This is a genomic window from Streptomyces ortus (genome assembly GCF_026341275.1).
Classification (GTDB): Bacteria; Actinomycetota; Actinomycetes; order Streptomycetales; family Streptomycetaceae; genus Streptomyces; species Streptomyces ortus.
In genome coordinates, this window is the sequence record NZ_JAIFZO010000002.1 from 6,353,665 (window position 1) to 6,371,310 (window position 17,646).

The 17,646-nt window shown below is 72.8% G+C and carries 12 protein-coding genes; 8 read left to right on the plus strand and 4 right to left on the minus strand.

Annotated features, from left to right (window positions below; all coding sequences use genetic code 11):
• Positions 1 to 162: 162 nt before the first annotated feature.
• The 4 genes from cyc2 to K3769_RS31235 all read left to right on the plus strand — a co-directional run bounded on the left by cyc2 (position 163) and on the right by K3769_RS31235 (position 5,502).
• Positions 163 to 2,349, plus strand: coding sequence for a germacradienol/geosmin synthase Cyc2 (gene cyc2, locus K3769_RS31220; protein ID WP_267029595.1), 2,187 nt, complete (start codon positions 163 to 165; stop codon positions 2,347 to 2,349).
• A gap of 89 nt (positions 2,350 to 2,438) precedes the next feature.
• Positions 2,439 to 3,077 carry a S1C family serine protease gene (locus K3769_RS31225; RefSeq protein ID WP_267029596.1) on the plus strand — a complete coding sequence of 213 codons (639 nt, stop codon included), beginning with the start codon at positions 2,439 to 2,441 and terminating at the stop codon, positions 3,075 to 3,077.
• A gap of 257 nt (positions 3,078 to 3,334) precedes the next feature.
• A complete protein-coding gene (locus K3769_RS31230; RefSeq protein WP_267029597.1) occupies positions 3,335 to 4,459 on the plus strand; it encodes an aminopeptidase P family protein in 1,125 nt (374 codons plus the stop codon).
• Between the two features lie 71 nt (positions 4,460 to 4,530).
• Positions 4,531 to 5,502: an aminoglycoside phosphotransferase family protein gene (locus K3769_RS31235; protein WP_267029598.1), complete on the plus strand. Its 972-nt coding sequence runs from the start codon at positions 4,531 to 4,533 to the stop codon at positions 5,500 to 5,502.
• 245 nt (positions 5,503 to 5,747) lie between these two features.
• Here K3769_RS31235 and treZ read toward each other — a convergent pair whose 3' ends face one another.
• Positions 5,748 to 7,493, minus strand: coding sequence for a malto-oligosyltrehalose trehalohydrolase (gene treZ, locus K3769_RS31240; protein ID WP_267029599.1), 1,746 nt, complete (start codon positions 7,491 to 7,493; stop codon positions 5,748 to 5,750).
• A 202-nt stretch (positions 7,494 to 7,695) separates the two neighbouring features.
• Here treZ and K3769_RS31245 point away from each other — a divergent pair, with 202 nt between their 5' ends.
• From K3769_RS31245 to K3769_RS31255, 3 genes are all read left to right on the plus strand, one after another.
• Positions 7,696 to 8,253, plus strand: a complete 558-nt coding sequence (locus tag K3769_RS31245) for a DUF1707 and FHA domain-containing protein (RefSeq protein ID WP_267029600.1) — start codon at positions 7,696 to 7,698, stop codon at positions 8,251 to 8,253.
• 332 nt (positions 8,254 to 8,585) lie between these two features.
• Positions 8,586 to 9,992, plus strand: coding sequence for a M14 family zinc carboxypeptidase (locus K3769_RS31250; protein ID WP_267029601.1), 1,407 nt, complete (start codon positions 8,586 to 8,588; stop codon positions 9,990 to 9,992).
• Positions 9,993 to 10,034: 42 nt separating this feature from the next.
• Entirely contained in the window at positions 10,035 to 10,460 is a 426-nt protein-coding gene (locus tag K3769_RS31255) for an SSI family serine proteinase inhibitor (RefSeq protein ID WP_267029602.1), read from the plus strand.
• 48 nt (positions 10,461 to 10,508) lie between these two features.
• On the opposite strand, the gene K3769_RS31260 is transcribed toward K3769_RS31255, so the two are convergent.
• From K3769_RS31260 to glgX, 3 genes are all read right to left on the minus strand, one after another.
• On the minus strand, positions 10,509 to 11,759 hold the full coding sequence (locus tag K3769_RS31260) for a M14 family zinc carboxypeptidase (RefSeq protein WP_267029603.1): 1,251 nt from the start codon (positions 11,757 to 11,759) through the stop codon (positions 10,509 to 10,511).
• 174 nt (positions 11,760 to 11,933) lie between these two features.
• Positions 11,934 to 14,312: a malto-oligosyltrehalose synthase gene (gene treY, locus K3769_RS31265; RefSeq protein ID WP_267029604.1), complete on the minus strand. Its 2,379-nt coding sequence runs from the start codon at positions 14,310 to 14,312 to the stop codon at positions 11,934 to 11,936.
• Positions 14,313 to 14,517: 205 nt separating this feature from the next.
• Positions 14,518 to 16,626: a glycogen debranching protein GlgX gene (gene glgX, locus K3769_RS31270; RefSeq protein ID WP_267029605.1), complete on the minus strand. Its 2,109-nt coding sequence runs from the start codon at positions 16,624 to 16,626 to the stop codon at positions 14,518 to 14,520.
• 179 nt (positions 16,627 to 16,805) lie between these two features.
• Here glgX and K3769_RS31275 point away from each other — a divergent pair, with 179 nt between their 5' ends.
• Positions 16,806 to 17,630: a Tat pathway signal sequence domain protein gene (locus K3769_RS31275; protein ID WP_267029606.1), complete on the plus strand. Its 825-nt coding sequence runs from the start codon at positions 16,806 to 16,808 to the stop codon at positions 17,628 to 17,630.
• Positions 17,631 to 17,646: the final 16 nt, after the last annotated feature.

Genomic DNA, 17,646 nt, shown 5'->3' on the forward strand with positions numbered 1-17,646 from the left:
GGCGTTTGAGGACCGGGGGTTCGGGGGCGCAGCCCCTGAGGCGTGGACGAAAAACGCCCACCCCTTCCCCCGCGGAGCCCCCTTCACTCGTCCGTTCACGCGATGGTGCGATCATCGCCTGCCGCACGGATGCCCCCGGACAACCCCGGGTAGGCCCGCCGCATGACGCAGCCGTTCGAACTTCCCCACTTCTACACGCCGTACCCCGCACGGCTGAACCCGCACCTGGACGAGGCCCGCACCCACACCACCGAGTGGGCCCGCGGCATGGGCATGCTGGAGGGCTCCGGCATCTGGGAGCAGGCCGACCTCGACGCCCACGACTACGGACTGCTGTGCGCGTACACGCACCCCGAATGCGACGGGCCCGCCCTCTCCCTCATCACCGACTGGTACGTGTGGGTCTTCTTCTTCGACGACCACTTCCTGGAGACCTTCAAGCGCGGCCAGGACCGGGCCGGCGGCAAGGCCTACCTGGACCGCCTGCCGCTCTTCATGCCGCTCGACCTCGCGACCGCCGTGCCCGAGCCGCGGAACCCGGTCGAGGCGGGCCTCGCCGACCTGTGGGCCCGTACGGTCCCCGCGATGTCGATGGGATGGCGCCGGCGGTTCGCCGAGTCCACCGAGCATCTGCTCAACGAGTCGATGTGGGAGCTGTCCAACATCAACGAAGGGCGGATCGCGAACCCCGTCGAGTACATCGAGATGCGCCGCAAGGTGGGCGGCGCCCCCTGGTCGGCGGGGCTCGTGGAGTACGCGACGGCGGAGGTCCCCGACCAGGTCGCCCGCTCACGGCCGATGCGCGTGCTGATGGAGACCTTCTCCGACGCGGTCCACCTGCGCAACGACCTCTTCTCGTACCGGCGCGAGGTCGAGGAGGAGGGCGAGCTGAGCAACGGCGTGCTCGTCCTGGAGACGTTCTTCGGCTGTACGACGCAGGAGGCCGCCGACACCGTCAACGACGTCCTCTCCTCCCGGCTGTACCAGTTCGACCACACCGCGCTCACCGAAGTGCCCGCGCTGGCCCTGGAGAAGGGCCTCACACCCGAAGAGGTACGGGCCGTCGCCGCGTACACGCGAGGGCTGCAGGACTGGCAGGCGGGCGGCCACGAGTGGCACCTGCGGTCCAGCCGGTACATGAACGAGGGAGCGCTCAAGTCGTCGCCGCTGGACGGCCTCACCGGCCTCGGCACCTCCGCCGCCGACGTCGGCGCGCTGCTCGCCGCGGCCGGCGCCGAGCGGCTGCGCGCGTACACGCACGTGCCGTTCCAGAAGGTGGGGCCCTCCCTGCTGCCCGACTTCTACATGCCGTTCCAGGTCCGCCTCAACGCCGGCCTGGACGGGGCCCGCCGGCGCATCACCCCGTGGGCGCACAGCATGGGCATCCTCCAGGAGGGCGTCTGGGACGAGGACAAGCTCACCGCCTACGACCTGCCGCTGTGCTCGGCGGGACTCGATCCCGACGGCACGCCCGAGGCGCTGGACCTGAGCGCCCAGTGGCTCGTGTGGGGGACGTACGGCGACGACTACTACCCGATGGTGTTCGGCAACCGCAGGGACCTGGCCGCGGCGAAACTGTGCACCGCACGGCTCTCCGCCTGCATGCCCGACGACGGGCAGGAGATCCCGCCCCCGGCCAACGCGATGGAGCGCGCACTCGCCGACCTCTGGCTGCGCACCACGGCCAGGATGACGCCGGACGCGCGCCGCACCCTGCGGGCCTCGGTGGAGGTCATGACGGAGAGCTGGGTGTGGGAGCTGTCCAACCAGCTCCAGAACCGCGTCCCCGACCCCGTCGACTACCTGGAGATGCGCCGCGCGACCTTCGGCTCCGACCTCACCATGAGCCTGTGCCGGCTGGGCCACGGCCCCGCGGTACCGCCGGAGGTCTACCGCAGCGGCCCCGTCCGGGCCCTGGAGAACGCGGCGATCGACTACGGGATGCTCATCAACGACGTCTTCTCGTACCAGAAGGAGATCGAGTACGAGGGCGAGGTGCACAACCTCATCCTCGTCGTGCAGAACTTCTTCGGCTGCGACTACCCGAAGGCGCTCGGCATCGTCCACGACCTGATGACCCAGCGCATGCGGCAGTTCGAGCATGTCGCCGCCCATGAGTTCCCCGTCCTGTACGAGGACTTCGACCTCTCCGACGAGGCCCGCGGGATCATGGAGGGCTATGTCGTGGAGCTGCAGAACTGGATGGCCGGCATCCTGAAGTGGCACTACGACTGCCGGCGGTACGGAGCCGCCGACCTGGCCCGCCGGGCCCACGGCTTCGTGCCGGGGCAGCTCCCGGAGCTGCCGTTCGGCGGTGTCCGGCGGACCGCCACGGCCGCGGTCCGCTGAGCCGGGGCGCAGGACGGGCAAGCGGTATCACCCGTTCGGGGATCGTCGCGAGCAGGTACGGAGGGTAGGGCTCCGGCCGGAGGCGATCCATGGAACAGACAGTGCTGCGTCCCAAGCCGATGCCGGGTCAGGAACCGGGCGGCGGCGACCGCTCGTCCGGTCGGGTCCACCGCCCGCCCGCCTCGCGGCGGCGCGGGCGACGGCTCAGGACCCTGGTGTCCGGCCTCTTCGTCGGGACGGTCCTCGTGCTGTCGGGGGTCGGGCTCGGCACCGTGGGCGCCACGGTGATCGGTATGAGCAGGCTCGCCGAGGCGAACGAACGGGCGGGTGCCCGGGAGCCGTCCGCCGCGTCCGCGAAGGCCGGCACCGACGAGTCCGGTCCGGGCGGCGGGAGTTCGGCCGCGCTCGCCGGTCCTTCCGGGCACCCGCGGCCCTCGTCACCCGCCGTCCGGACCGCGGAGCGGCCGACGCTGGGTGTGGAGGCCGTCGACGCGTCCGGCGGCCCGGGCGCGCTCCTGGTCGCCGTGCACGTCCCCGGGCCCGGCCACACCGCGGGCCTCGTACGGGGTGATGTGCTGCTTGCCCTCGGCGCGACCCGCGTCGACTCCGCCGCCGACCTCGCACGGGCCGTCGCCGCCGCGCGGCCCGGCGAGCCGGTCGGCCTCACCCTGCGGCACGCGAACGGCGGCCGGCAGCAACTGTCGGTGACCCCGGGCGTCATCACGTGACAGGCACCGCCACCCGGAAGGGAGGTCCCGGGCCGGTGTGCGGGTCGGCGCAGGTCTGCGGCCGGGTGCTGTCGGTCCTCGGCGGTCGGCCGATCCTGGGCGGCCGACGCGTTCGAAAGATTCGGAAGAAGCGCCCCCGACGGCTCGCGTCACCTCCGCCGTCCGGGCAGGATGCTGCCCGTGGCCCCTTCGCACCCGCGGCTCACCCCGCACCCCGCCCCGTACCCCGCCCCAGGGATCGACCCACGGAGGACCGGATGACCGGCACGCCCGCGCCCTTCACCGCCGACGACCACCGGGCCCGGATGGAGCGCGCCGCCCGGGCCGCCGACGAGGCGGGGCTCGCCGGAGTGCTCGTCGCGCCCGGACCCGACCTCGTCTGGCTCACCGGCTACGCGCCGCCCGCGGCCACCGAACGGCTCACCCTGCTGGTGCTCGCCGCCGGGCGGGACCCCATGCTCGTCGTGCCCACCCTGGAGGCCCCGGACGCCGAGAAGGCGGTGGGCGCGCCCGCCCTGAAGCTCCGCGACTGGACCGACGGCAGGGACCCGTACGCGGTCACGGCCCCGCTCCTGGACGCCTCGGGCCGCTACGGCGTCAGCGACAACGCCTGGGCGCTGCACCTGCTGGGCCTGCAGAAGGAGCTGCCCGGCACCTCGTACGTCTCCCTCAGCGAGGGACTGCCGATGCTGCGGGCCGTCAAGGACGGCGCCGAACTGGACCGGCTGGCCGCCGCGGGCGCCGCCGCCGACGCCACGTACGAGGAGATTCTGAAGGTCGCCTTCGCGGGGCGCCGCGAGTCGGACGTCGCGGGCGACCTCGCCGAGCTGCTGCGGCACTTCGGACACGAGCAGGTGGACTTCACGGTCGTCGGGTCGGGGCCGAACGGCGCGAGCCCGCACCACGAGGCCGGCTCCCGTGTCATCGAGCACGGCGACACGGTCGTCCTCGACTTCGGCGGACTGAAGCACGGCTACGGCTCGGACACCTCCCGTACGGTGCACGTCGGCGAGCCGGACGCCGAGGAGCAGCGCGTCCACGACATCGTGCGCGCCGCCCAGCAGGCCGGGTTCGAGGCGGTGCGGCCGGGTGCCGCCTGCCAGGACGTCGACCGGGCCGCCCGCGCCCTCATCACCGAGGCGGGGTACGGCGACCGCTTCATCCATCGCACCGGGCACGGCATCGGCGTCACCACCCATGAACCGCCGTACATGATCGAGGGCGAGGAGCAGCCCCTCGTCCCCGGGATGTGCTTCTCCGTGGAGCCCGGCATCTATCTGCCGGGCCGCTTCGGGGTCCGCATCGAGGACATCGTGACGGTCACCGAGGACGGTGGGCGCCGCCTGAACGACACCCCCCGGGAGATGGCCGTCGTGAACTGACCACGCTCGCTCAGCAGGCATCGGACGGCGGATCCCGCACCCCGGACTCCCCAACGGCGGACGGCGCGACCATGACCCAGGCAACGACACCCACCGCGGACACCGTGCGACGCGTCGTCCGCTCCCTGCTCCAGGACGACCCGCCGCGGGACTCCGGGCCGCGGGACTCCGCGTTCCCGGACTCTCCTGGCGCGGACGGCGGTGGGCTCCGGATCGCGCCCGTCGGCGAGGGCGACGAGCACTTCACCTGGTTCGTGGGCGCACGGCATGTGCTGCGGCTCGCCCCGGACCGCGAGGCGTCCCGGCGCCGGCGGCGCGAACTGCGACTGCGTGAGCTGGTACGCCCGCACCTCGGCGTCGCCGTCCCGGTGAGCGTCGCCCACGGCGAATGGGCGAGCGGGCTGACGTACACCCTCGACACCCTGATCCCCGGCGGGTCCGGCGAGCAGCGGGACGTCTCCGCGGTGGGGGAGGCCGATCTGGCGGGGCTGCTCGGCGGACTGCGCGAGGTGCCGGGGCAGCAGGCCGAGTCGCTGGGCGTGCCGCGGGCGACGTCCCGGTCCCTCGAGGCGCTGCGTACCGCCGCCGAGCGGGCCGCCGAACAGCTCGCCGCCGCCGACGAGTTCGACCCCGCCAGGCTGCAGCAGCTCACGGCGGCCGGTGTGGTGCAGCTCGCCGCGCAGCCGGGTGCGGCCTTCCTCGTCCATCACGACCTCAGGGGTGAGCATCTCGTGGTCAGCGGGGACGGGCGGGTGCGGGGTGTTCTCGACTGGACCGGCGCGGTCGTCGGCGATCCCACGGAGGACATCGCGGGGCTCGCCCTGGCGGTCGGCGCGCCCGCGGCGGTCCGGGCGGCGACCCTGGCGGGGTATGGGGCGCGGCCTTGTCTGCGGGGGTTGTGGCTGGCTCGTTGCGACACGTTGACGCGGCTCGCGGAGCGGCTTCGGGGGCGGGCGGGCCGGCCTGTGCCGTTGTTGCGGGCGCAGTGGGCGCGGGCGTGGGAGGCGATCCTCCTGGAACGTCTCACAGACGAAACGTGGTGACCCCCGGCGGCCCCGGCGGGGCCGTTCGCGCAGTTCCCCGCGCCCCCAGGAGACTGCGCCGTTCCCCGCGCCCCTAAAAGATTGCGCCGTTCCCCGCGCCCCCAAGAGACTGCGCCGTTCCCCGCGCCCCTGGGAGGGGCTGTGCCCCATCAGGGGCGCGGGGAACGGCGCAATCTTTTGGCTTTGAACCGCACGGGGAACGCGGCACCCAGCCCCGCTCCCTCAGGGGCGCGGGGAACCCCGCATCACCCCTGCAGCAGCACCACGCAGGACTCTCCGGGGAGGCCCAGGAGTCCGTCCTCGGCGGGGACGTCGACCGGGTTCCACGCTGCCAGCACCCGCGCCGGCCGCGTGCCCAGCGGAATCGCCGCCCGTTCCGGGCCGAGGTTCACGGCCACCCGGACGTCACCCCGCCGGAAGGCGAGCCAGCGGGCACTCTCGTCGAACGCGACCTTGACGTCCGCGAGGTCGGGATCCGTGAGGTCGGCCTGGGCGTGCCGCAGGGCGATCAGCTCGCGGTACCAGGCGAGCACGCGCGCGTGGACCCCCTTCTCCGGCTCGGACCAGTCGAGGCAGGACCGTTCGCGCGTGGCGGGGTCCTGCGGATCCGGGATGTCCTCCTCGGCCCACCCGTGGGACCCGAACTCCCGCCGCCTGCCCCGCCGTACGGCCTCCGCGAGTTCGGGATCCGTGTGGTCGGTGAAGAACTGCCAGGGCGTGCCCGCGGCCCACTCCTCGCCCATGAACAGCATCGGCGTGAACGGCCCGGTGAGCGTCAGCGCCGCCGCGCAGGCCAGCAGCCCGGGGGAGAGGGAGGCCGCGAGCCGGTCGCCCAGGGCGCGGTTGCCGATCTGGTCGTGGGTCTGCGAGTAGCCGAGCAGCCGGTGCCCCGCGACCCGCGCCCGGTCGAGCGGCCGGCCGTGCCGTCGGCCCCGGAAGCTGGAGTACGTGCCGTCGTGGAAGTAGCCGGCCGTCAGCGTCTTCGCCACCGCCGCGAGCGGGGCCCGGCCGAAGTCCGCGTAATAACCCTGCGTCTCGCCCGTCAGCGCGGTGTGCAGCGCGTGGTGGAAGTCGTCGTTCCACTGCGCGTGCAGACCGAGCCCGTTCTCCTTGCGGGGCGTGATCAGCCGCGGGTCGCCCAGGTCCGACTCGGCGATGAGGAACAGCGGCCGGCCAAGCTCCTCGGAGAGCCCGTCCACGGCCGCCGACAGCTCCTCCAGGAAGTGGCACGCGCGCGTGTCGTACAGCGCGTGCACCGCGTCCAGGCGCAGCCCGTCGAACCGGTAGTCGCGCAGCCAGGAGAGCGCGCTGCCCAGCAGGAACGCGCGCACCTCGTCCGAACCGGGCGCGTCCAGGTTCACCGCCGAACCCCACGGCGTGTGGTGCGTGTCCGTGAAGTACGGCCCGAACGCGGGCAGATAGTTCCCGGACGGCCCGAGATGGTTGTGCACGACGTCCAGGACGACCCCGAGACCCAGCTCGTGCGCCCGGTCGACGAAACGCTTCAGCGCCTCGGGACCGCCGTACGGCTCGTGCACGGCCCACAGCGACACCCCCTCGTACCCCCACCCGTGCTTCCCCGGGAACGGGCACAGCGGCATCAACTCGACGTGCGTCACACCCAGTTCCACCAGATGCCCGAGCCGCTCGGCCGCCGCGTCCAGCGTGCCCTCACGCGTGTACGTGCCCACGTGCAGCTCGTACAGCACGGCACCCGGCAGCCCGCGCCCCGCCCACTCGGCCCGCCAGGCGTACCGCTCCTGGTCGACGACCGCGCTCAGGCCGTCCGGTCCGTCCGGCTGCCGGTACGACCGCGGATCCGGCAGCACCGGACCGTCGTCCACCGCGAACCCGTACCGCGTGCCGTCCTGCGCCTCGGCCTCTCCCGTCCACCACCCCGGGCGCCGCGGATCGGGCTCCAACGCGCGCGTGGTGCCCGCGCAGTGGAGCGTCATGCGATCGGCCTGTGGTGCCCACACCTCGAACTGCACGGACGGTTCTCCCTCGTCTGCTCACCGTGACCTCGCCGGTCCCATGGTGCGTCAAACGAGATCAATTCACCGTCGGATCCGCCCGATCGGACGACGAACCTCCTGATCGGACGACGGAAAACGACCGTACCCCGCGCCACGCACCGCCCTGAAGTGCTGTGTTTTCTGGACACTCCGGCCGCGCTGCCAGACAATCGGCTGCGTGACGTCGTCCTCGGAGTTCCACACCTATCGCGCTCCCGCGCGGCTGTCGGACGCCGAGCGGGACAGGACCCTCAAGGCGCTGCGGGAGGGTGCCGCCCTGGGGCGGCTCTCGCACGAGACGTTCCTCCTGCGGATGGAACTCGCCTTCGCCGCCCGTACCGCGGACGAACTCGCCGCGCTCACCGCCGATCTGCGCACCGAGAACCGCTGGTCGAGGCTGCTGTTCGGCACGGTCGAGGCGGTCTCCGGGTTCGGCGTGCGACTGCGCCGGGCCTGGCAGGCGGAGCGGCTGCCCAAGCTGCTGCTGCCCCGGCCGGAGAACCGGTACCCGCTGCGGATAGGCCGTGACCCGGCCAGCGGTCTGCGGCTCAGCCACGAGACGGTGTCGCGCGTGCACGCCGAACTCACCCGCCAGGGCGGCCTGTGGGTGCTGCGCGACCTCGGTTCGACCAACGGCACGGCCGTGAACGGCCGGCGGGTGATCGGCGCCGCCGTCGTCCAGGTCGGCGACCAGGTCAGTTTCGGCCGGATGGTCTTCCGGCTCGCCGCGGACTAGGGTCTGTCTGACAATTCCCGTCGTCGCCCGTAGGGCGGCTGCGCGGCGTCAGGTGCGTGCTCTCGGTGTGCCGGGCGTAGAGCCTCGTACTGGACGTACTTGGCTCTGCGCCCGGTGCGGCGAGAGTGCGTGCATGGCGCCGCGCGGCAGACGGGAATTGTCAGACAGACCCTAGCGGACCGGACGTACGGGCACGGCGGGCGGAACCGACGCCTCCGCCGAGGTCGGCCCGAAGAAGCCCGTCAGCGTGCATATTTCTGTCCGCACCGAGTGTTGACGTACCTCCGCCGCCGTGACTCACTGTGCGTATACCATGCACACCGAGTGAACCGGTGGTAACTCGTTGCGGAGGTAAGACCCTGCCGCCTCTCCTCCGCTATCCCTCCGTCGACGAACTGGGCGTCCGGGCCGCCGCGCTCGTCCACCGCCGCCCGCGGGACGCCCGGCTGCGCCAGGTGGGCACCTCCCGGGCCGGACTTCCGCTGCGGCTGCTGTCCGTCGGACACGGCAGCCGCCAGGTCCTGGTCGTCGCGGGCCCGCACGCCAACGAACCGGTGGGCGGCGCCACCGTCCTGCGCCTGGCCGAACGCGCCCTGGCCGACCCCCGGCTGTGCGACGGCGCCGACGTGACGTGGAACCTCCTGCTGTGCCTGGACCCCGACGGCTCCCGCCGCAACGAGGGCTGGCTGGCGGGCCCATACACCCTCGGCCACCACTTCCGTAACTTCTTCCGCCCCGGCTTCATGGAACAGCCGGAGTGGCTGCCCGACGGCGCGGCGCGGGCCGCCATGCCGGAGACCCGCGCCCTGCTCGCCCTCCAGGACGAGCTGCGGCCCTTCTTCCAGTGCTCCCTGCACGGCGTCGACGTGGGCGGCGGCTTCGTCGAGCTGACCCGCGACCTGCCCGGCATGGCGCCCCGGCTCGCGCACATCGCGGCACGCCTGGACATACCGCTCGAACTCGCCCCCTACGACACGCTGTACTGGCCCGCCCTGGGCCCCGCGGTCTACCGCATCCCGCCGCCGACGCGCGGTGACCTCGCCGCGGCCATCACGGAGGCGGCCGTCGAGTCCACCTGGTTCCACCCGCAGCCGTACGGAACGGTGACCGCGGTCGTCGAGGCGCCCATGTGGGGGGTGGCGGCCGTGCAGGACCCTGCGCCGTCCGCCGACGCCGGGAGCGCGCTGCGGGACGTCGCCCGGACCCTGCGCCGCGACACGGCCGTCCTGCAGGACCTGCTGGCCCGGATCAGGCCCCACCTCGGCTCGGCCGGGAGTGCCGCCGGGGACGTCGACCGCCTCCTCGCACCCGTCGACGACTACGTACTGGTCTGCCCCGGCCTCGCCGACGCCCTGGACCCCGACACCGGCCCGGGCAGGGACGCCTCGGGCGCCGCCCGCCCGCTGCCGCCGCTCACCACCTCCGGGCTGACCGCGCTGCGCATCTCCGCCCGCCGGACGGCGCTGCGCACGGCGGGGCTGCTGCACCAGCTGGTGACCGCCGCAGGGCAGGACCCGCAGGGCGCGGCGGCCGACCTCGACCGGCTCATCGACGGCTGGTGCGCGGACTTCCACGACGGCCACGGCGCGCGCTGGATCCCGGTCGCGCGGCAGGCCGAGTACCAGGCGCGGGTGGTGCTCGCCGCGTTCGACCTGGCCCGGCGGCGGGGCCCCGTACCGAGGCCGGGGGCGCGTGCGCCCGGCAGGCCCGCGACGAGGGCGGAAGTACCGTTCGAGTGAGTCGGGGTGGGCCCGCGGGCCCCACGTGCCGATGCACAGGCAATGACGAACAACCAGAAAGCGACCGCGGCGGTACGGGCCTTCCTGCTGGCCGCCTGCGCAGTCCTCGTGGCGGGACCGGTGCCGGCCCGCGCGGCGGAGCTCCCGGCGGCACCCTCGGGCGACTGGCTCTACGTGACGGTTGCCCAGGGCGAGGCCCGCTCCGGCGACCTTCGCGGCACCCTCCTGCTCTGCGATCCGCCCCGGGGCCACGAACAGGCCGCGCGCGCCTGCGAGGAACTGCGGGCCGCGCACGGCGACGTCGGCCGGATCCCGCTCAAGGAGACCTTCTGCCCGATGGTCTACGCGCCGGTGTCCGTGTCCGCGCGCGGCGAGTGGGGCGGCCACGCGATCGCGTACGAGGAGACGTTCGCCAACTCCTGTGTGCTGTCCGCGCGGACGGGAGCCGTGTTCGCCCTGCCGCGCTGACACCGCGACCGGGGCGCCTTCAATCGGGGCAGCTCCGACCGGGGCGTCTCACGGCGCTCCGTCGCGCGCGTGCCGTGCCGCGGCCAGCACCGTGCGGCTCTGGTGCTCGACCTGGTGTTCCAGAGGCACCCAGCGGGCCCGGAAACGCTGGGCGAAGGACTCGCTCCAGGACCCGACCAGCTGTTCCAGACCGGGCGCGGCACGGTCGTCGGCCTCCCGCAGGACCCGCAGCAGCATCGCCGCGGCCCGCAGCGGGAGCCGGCGGCCGAACGCGTCCACGCTGCCCACATGCGCCATCGTGGTCTCCGCCGGCGGCGGCCTGACCCAGTCGCGGGCCAGTCCGGGGACCAGTTCCAGCGCCCACCGGGCGGCTCGCAGCAGCGGCCCGGCTGGGCCGGGCAGCCGCGGCAGCGCGTCGGTGAGGACGCTCTCCACCTGGCGGGCGTCCTGGCGGAGCCGACGGGCCAGGCGGCCCATCGCCGCCGCGGGCGCGGGATGCGGTGCGGGATCGTCCACCAGGTCGCTCGCCCACATCGGCACCTCGACCACCGCGGTCAGACCGCCGTACAGATGGGCGCGGTACCAGGTGCTCTCCCGGGCGTCGTCCGGCATGCTCAGATACGCCAGGTCCGTACCGGGAGCGGGCATCACATGCACCCCGGGTCCGGAGGCCGGCCAGCCGGCGGCGTCCGAGGCGCCCGTCTCGACCGGGATGTTCAGCTCCGCCGCGGACTTGCCGAACGGCTCGGCCAGACCCGGTATGTCCTGGGTGAGCTGCACCCAGCTGCCGCCGAGGTCGGTGCCGTGGAGCGTCACCTGGAGGTAGGGGCGCAGTTCGTCTATGACCCCCAGGAGGGCCAGCGTCTCGGGCGGCAGCCGGTCGGGCGGCAGCACCGAGGGCGCCCACTCGGGCTGCTCGGGCCCGGCGGGGCGGAAGAAGCCCAGGTGGTAGTCGAGCAGGGTGTGCGGCGCCGGTGTCACATGCAGGCCGGCCCCGTCGGGGTCCGCGCAGAGCAGGAAGTGCCAGGACGTGTCGTCCCGCAGCCGCCGCTCGCACACGACCCGTTCGGCCAGCGCCAGCAGCGTGGCACCGCCGACGGGTTCGTTCGCGTGGGCGCCCGCGACGATCAGCACCGCGCGCTCGGCGCGGCCCACGGACAGCAGGTACAGCGGCCGGCCGGCGCGCGAGGCGCCGACCTGACGGAGAGAGCACAGGCCCGGCCGCCGGGCCGCCAGAGCCCGGGCCGAGCGTTCGAGTTCGGTCACACTGGGGTAGCGCAGCTCCATCAGGAGACTCACCCCCGACTGGGTCCAGGTCGGTGTCGCAATCCGCAGTACTCCACGGACTGGAGGACGTGTCAAGAATATGCAGGGGCGCCTCCGGGGAGCGCCCAGCAGCACTTATGGGTGCCCGGGGCGCCGTATCTCCCGGGAAGGCGGACGTGCTCGACGCCGGTACTCCGGCGCCGCCGGTCAGTCGCCGGCCATGGAATCACCTCCCACCCGCTCCAGCAGCACCACGGGCAGCGGTCCGAAAAGCGCCTCCACGCGCGCGTGCCCCGTGAACTCCCGGCCGGGCGCGAGCAGATCGGTCCAGCGCCCCGCGGGCAGCGGCAGCTCCGTGTCGCGCCAACCGCCCTCCTCCTCCAGGCGCAGCGACAGCCGGGAGACGGCCGTGATCACCTCTCCGGAGCGCGCGAACGCCAGACAGTGCGCGGCCCCGGGCCCCCGGGCGGGCAGCGGTTCGTACGCGGCGGACTCGCCGAACACCGCGGGGCGCCGGCGCCGCAACCGCAGGGCCGCCGCCGTCACCGCGGCCTTCTCGGCGGACAGGGCGTCCGCGAGATCCGGCGGGAAGAGCGCGGGCCGCCGGTTGTCCGGGTCCACCAGGGCCCGGTACTCGGCCTCCGTGCCCTGGTACAGGTCCGGCACCCCGGGCATCGTCAGATGGATCAGGGCCGCCCCGAGGACGTTCGTCCGCACGTACGGCTGGAGCGACGTCCTGAACGCGGCGACGCGCTGTCCCGGCGCCCCGCACGGTCCCGCCTTCAGGAAGTCCGCCACGGCCTCCTCGTACCCCGGATCCTGCTCGGTCCATGCCGTGCCGAGGCCGGCTTCCCTGATGTGTTTCAGCAGTGCCTCCCGCAGCCGTTCACCGTCCGCGGGGCCGAGCCCGACGGCGGTCTGCCAGGCGGCCCAGGCCACCTGCGGATCCGGCGCGCCCACGCCCTCGGCGGCCGTCCGCCCGGTCACGTCGGCGAGCAGGTCGGCCCAGCGCGCGGGGGCCTGCGTGAGCACGGAGATCGCGGCCCGTACGTCGGCGCTGCGCTTGGTGTCGTGGGTGGACAGGACGGTGCCGGTGGCGGGCCAGTCGCGCTGCACGCGCGCGCAGTACGCGTGGAAGTCCTCCGGGGAGACCGCGGGGGCTCCCGGCTCGCCGCCCACCTCGGTGGCCGACAGCAGCGGTACGTACCGGTAGAACGCCGTGTCCTCCACGGACTTGGCCCGCAGCGCCGAGGCGAGCTGCGCGAACCGGGCCCGGAACGCCGCGAACCCCGGTCCCTCGCCGACCCGCCCCAGCACCAGGTCCCGTACGAGATCGACGACGTGGGCCTCCTCGGGGACCTTGAAGACCCGCTTCGCCTCCTGTGCGGCCTCCTCGGTGAGGACCGACGCGGCGTCCCCGGAGGTGTACGGCCGGTAGACCTCCAGCCGGACGAGGAGTTCGCGCAGTGCGGTGCGCAGGGCCCAGGGGGCCCGGTCGCGCAGCACGGGGTCCGCGGACGTGCGGCACAGCCGGTCCGCCTCACGGGTGAGCCGGTCGACCTCGGCGGCCAGCTCGTGATGGACCACCTTGTACGCGGCCCGCCGCACGGTCGCCTCCCAGACGCCCCCGCGGTCGGCCTGGGGGGCCGCGAACCGCCGGTACTGCCCGAGGAGCTCCCCGGCCCCCGCCGGGTCCGTCAGGACGCCGTCGATGTGCCGCAGCGCGTCGTAGCCGGTGGTGCCCGCGACCGGCCAGGCGGCGGGCAGCGGCTCGCCGTCCGCGAGGATCTTCTCCACCACCGTCCACCGCCCGCCCGTCGCCTCGTTCAGACGGCGCAGATACGCGTCCGGGTCGGCGAGGCCGTCCGGGTGGTCGATGCGCAGCCCGTCGACGACCCCCTCGTCCAGCAGCTGGAGGATCTTGCCGTGGGTCGCGTCGAAGACCTCCGGGTCCTCGACCCGCACCCCGATCAGCTCCGAGATGCTGAAGAACCGCCGGTAGTTCAGCTCGGTGCGGGCCAGGCGCCACCACGCGAGCCGGTACCACTGGGCGTCCAGCAGCTCGGGCAGCGGCAGCCCCTCGGTGCCGGCCCGCAGCGGGAACGCGTGGTCGTGGTGGCGCAGGACGTCCCCGTCGACCACGAGGTCGTCCGTCACCGCGCCCACGGGCTGTCCGAGCACCGGCAGCAGGACACGCCCGCCCTGGGCGTCCCAGTCGATGTCGAACCAGCGCGCGTACGGCGAGTCGGGGCCCTCGCGGAGCACCTCCCACAGGGGGCGGTTGTGGCGGGGCGACATCGCCATGTGGTTGGGCACGATGTCCAGGACGAGCCCGAGGCCGTGCTCGCGGGCGGTGCGGGAGAGGTCGCGCAGGCCCTGCTCGCCGCCGAGTTCGTCGCGCACGCGCGCGGGGTCCACGACGTCGTAGCCGTGCCCCGAGCCGGGGACGGCCTCCAGGACGGGGGACAGGTGCAGATGGGAGACGCCGAGACCGGCGAGGTACGGGATCGCCTGCGCGGCTGCGTCGAAGGGGAAGTCCGGCTGGAGCTGTAGGCGGTAGGTGGCGGTCGGCGCGGCAGGTGTCATGGGGACTTACGTACCCGGTCGCCACGGTTTCGTGTCAGGTTTCCGGCCGCGGCCCGGCGGGCCCGTTCGCGCAGTTCCCCGCGCCCCTGAAAGACTGCGCCGTTCCCCGCGCCCCTGATGGGGCGCAGCCCCTCCTAGGGGCGCGGGGAACGGCGCAATCTTTTGCTTTTGGGGGCGCGGGGAACGGCGCGGAACTTCAGCAGCGCTATGCCGGGCGCTGCAGCACCACCATGCTGCGGTCGACCAGCGACACCCGGTCACCCGCCTTGACCTTCGCCCCGGTCCCGGGGGCAACCCCCGCGGCCCGCCCCGTGTCGACGACCACCTCCCACTGCCGCCCGTGGTTCACCGGCACCACGAATTCCAGCGTCTTCGGCGAGGCGTTGAACAGCAGCAGGAACGAGTCGTCCGCGATGCGCTCCCCGCGAGGCCCCGGTTCGGAGATCGCGTTGCCGTTGAGGAACACCGACAGCGCCCGCGCCTGCGTGGAGTCCCAGTCGTCCTGCGCCATCTCCTCGCCGGCCGGCGTGAACCAGGCGATGTCCGACAGATCGTCGTGGGTGCCCTCCACGGGCCGCCCGTGGAAGAACCGGCGCCGCCGGAACACCGGATGCTCGCGCCGCAGCCGCACCATCGCGCGCGTGAACTCCAGCAGCTCGCTGCCGTCCTCGGGCCACGGCACCCAGGACAGCTCCGTGTCCTGGCAGTACGCGTTGTTGTTGCCGTGCTGCGTGCGCGCGAACTCGTCGCCGTGGCTGAGCATCGGCACGCCCTGCGAGAGCAGCAGCGTCGCGGTGAAGTTGCGCATCTGGCGTCCGCGCAGCGCCAGGACCTCCGGATCGTCGGTCTCGCCCTCGGCCCCGCAGTTCCACGAGCGGTTGTGGCTCTCGCCGTCGCGGTTGTCCTCGCCGTTCGCGTCGTTGTGCTTCTCGTTGTACGACACCAGGTCGTGCATCGTGAAGCCGTCGTGGCAGGTGACGAAGTTGATGGAGGCCAGCGGACGCCGCCCGTCGTCCTGGTAGAGGTCCGAGGACCCCGTCAGCCGGGACGCGAACTCGGCGAGCGTCTGCGGCTCGCCCCGCCACATGTCCCGTACGGTGTCGCGGTACTTTCCGTTCCACTCGGTCCACAGGGGCGGGAAGTTGCCCACCTGGTAGCCGCCCTCGCCGACGTCCCAGGGTTCGGCGATCAGCTTCACCTGGGAGACCACCGGGTCCTGCTGGACCAGGTCGAAGAACGACGACAGCCGGTCCACCTCGTGGAACTGCCGGGCCAGGGTCGCCGCCAGGTCGAAACGGAACCCGTCGACGTGCATCTCGGTGACCCAGTACCGCAGCGAGTCCATGATGAGCTGGAGTACGTGCGGGGAACGCATGAGCAGGGAGTTGCCCGTGCCCGTGGTGTCCATGTAGTAGGTGGGGTCGTCCGTCAGCCGGTAGTACGAGGCGTTGTCGAGGCCCTTGAAGGACAGCGTCGGGCCCAGGTGGTTGCCCTCGGCGGTGTGGTTGTAGACCACGTCGAGGATGACCTCGATGCCCGCCTCGTGGAGCGCCCGGACGGCCGACTTGAACTCCAGGACCTGCTGTCCCCGGTCGCCCCAGGACGCGTACGCGTTGTGGGGGGCGAAGAAGCCGATCGTGTTGTAGCCCCAGTAGTTGTTGAGGCCCATGTCGACCAGGCGGTGGTCGTTCACGAACTGGTGCACGGGCATCAGTTCGAGGGCTGTGACACCCAGTTCGGTCAGATGTTCGATGATGGCGGGGTGGGCGAGCGCCGCGTACGTGCCGCGCAGCTCGTCCGGCAGCCCGGGGTGCCGCATCGTCAGGCCCTTCACATGGGCCTCGTACAGCACGGTGTGGTGGTATTCCGTGCGCGGGCGCCGGTCGTCGCCCCAGTCGAAGTACGGATTGACCACCACGGAGCTCATCGTGTGGGGTGCCGAGTCCAGGTCATTGCGCCTGCCCGGCGAGTCGAAGTGGTAGCCGTACACCTCCTCCCCCCAGTCGATGCTGCCGCTTATGGCCTTCGCGTACGGGTCGAGCAGCAGCTTCGCCGAATTGCAGCGCTGCCCCCGCTCCGGTTCGTAGGGACCGTGCACGCGAAAGCCGTACCGCTGTCCCGGCATCACGCCGGGCAGGTACGCGTGCCGGACGAACGCGTCGGTCTCGCGCAGCTCTATCGCCGTTTCCGAGCCGTCGTCGTGCAGCAGACACAGCTCGATCCGGTCCGCGGCCTCCGAGAAGACCGCGAAATTCGTGCCGGCGCCGTCGTACGTGGCACCGAGTGGGTACGCCTGTCCAGGCCAGACCTGCATGGATGCAACTCTTCCAGTTGTGCGACGCCGCAGAGGGCGACTCCCGCCCGAGTGTCCCCGAAACTGATGGAACCACCTAGGACTTACCTCCCTCTTACCCGTCGACCAGTGCATACGCGGTATGCCGAACCAGTGGGACTCGATCGACTCCCAGAGACAACAGGGGGAGTGGGGGAAATGTGCGCACAGTAGTGCACCGCCATCTGGGCAAGGTGGTGGCGGGTGCGGCGATAGCGGTCGCCGGAACCGCCGTGATGGTCGGAATCACCCTGCCGGGCTCGGCGGGTGCCGACGACTCCGGCGGCCAGGGGACGGACCGGACCACGCAGACGGCGGGTCAGGCCCAGGGACAGGGCCAGGGCCAGGGAGCGGCGGCCGTGCAGCCGGGTGTCGTCGAGCAGGCTCCGGCCGAGGGCGACCGGGGCAAGGGACGCGACCCGCTCACCGACGACGAGACCGAGCGGGTCGAGAAGCTCGCCCTGGACCGCGGGCTCTCCCGCAGCAGCGAGAACGTCGAGGGCGACAAGGGGCCGCAGCGGATCACCGTCGGCCTCTCCGAGCCCGAGGCGAGCGAACTGGACGACCCGAACGCGCCGCGCCGCGCCGAGGTGTCGTTCTACGACTACAAGGACGACTCGCTGGTCACCAAGACGGTGAACCTCGACACCGGCAAGGTGGAGTCGACCGACACCCAGCACGGCGTCCAACCGCCGCTCAGCCGTGACGAGACCGTCGAGGCCGCGCGACTGCTGATCGCCGACCCGCTGGGCGCCGGACTGCGGGCCGACTACAAGGACGCGACCGGCAAGAAGCTGACCACTCCCGACCAGCTGCTGCTCAACGGCATGGTCTTCCGGGCGGTTCCGGGAACGCCGGCCTCCGTCGCGGACTGCGGCAAGCACCGCTGCACGCGGCTCTTCGTGAAGGTCAAGAACGGGTCCTGGATCGACAGCCGTGACCTGGTGATCGATCTGAGTGCCCGCAAGGTCGCCAAGGTCGGCTGAGACTTCCCGGTCCACC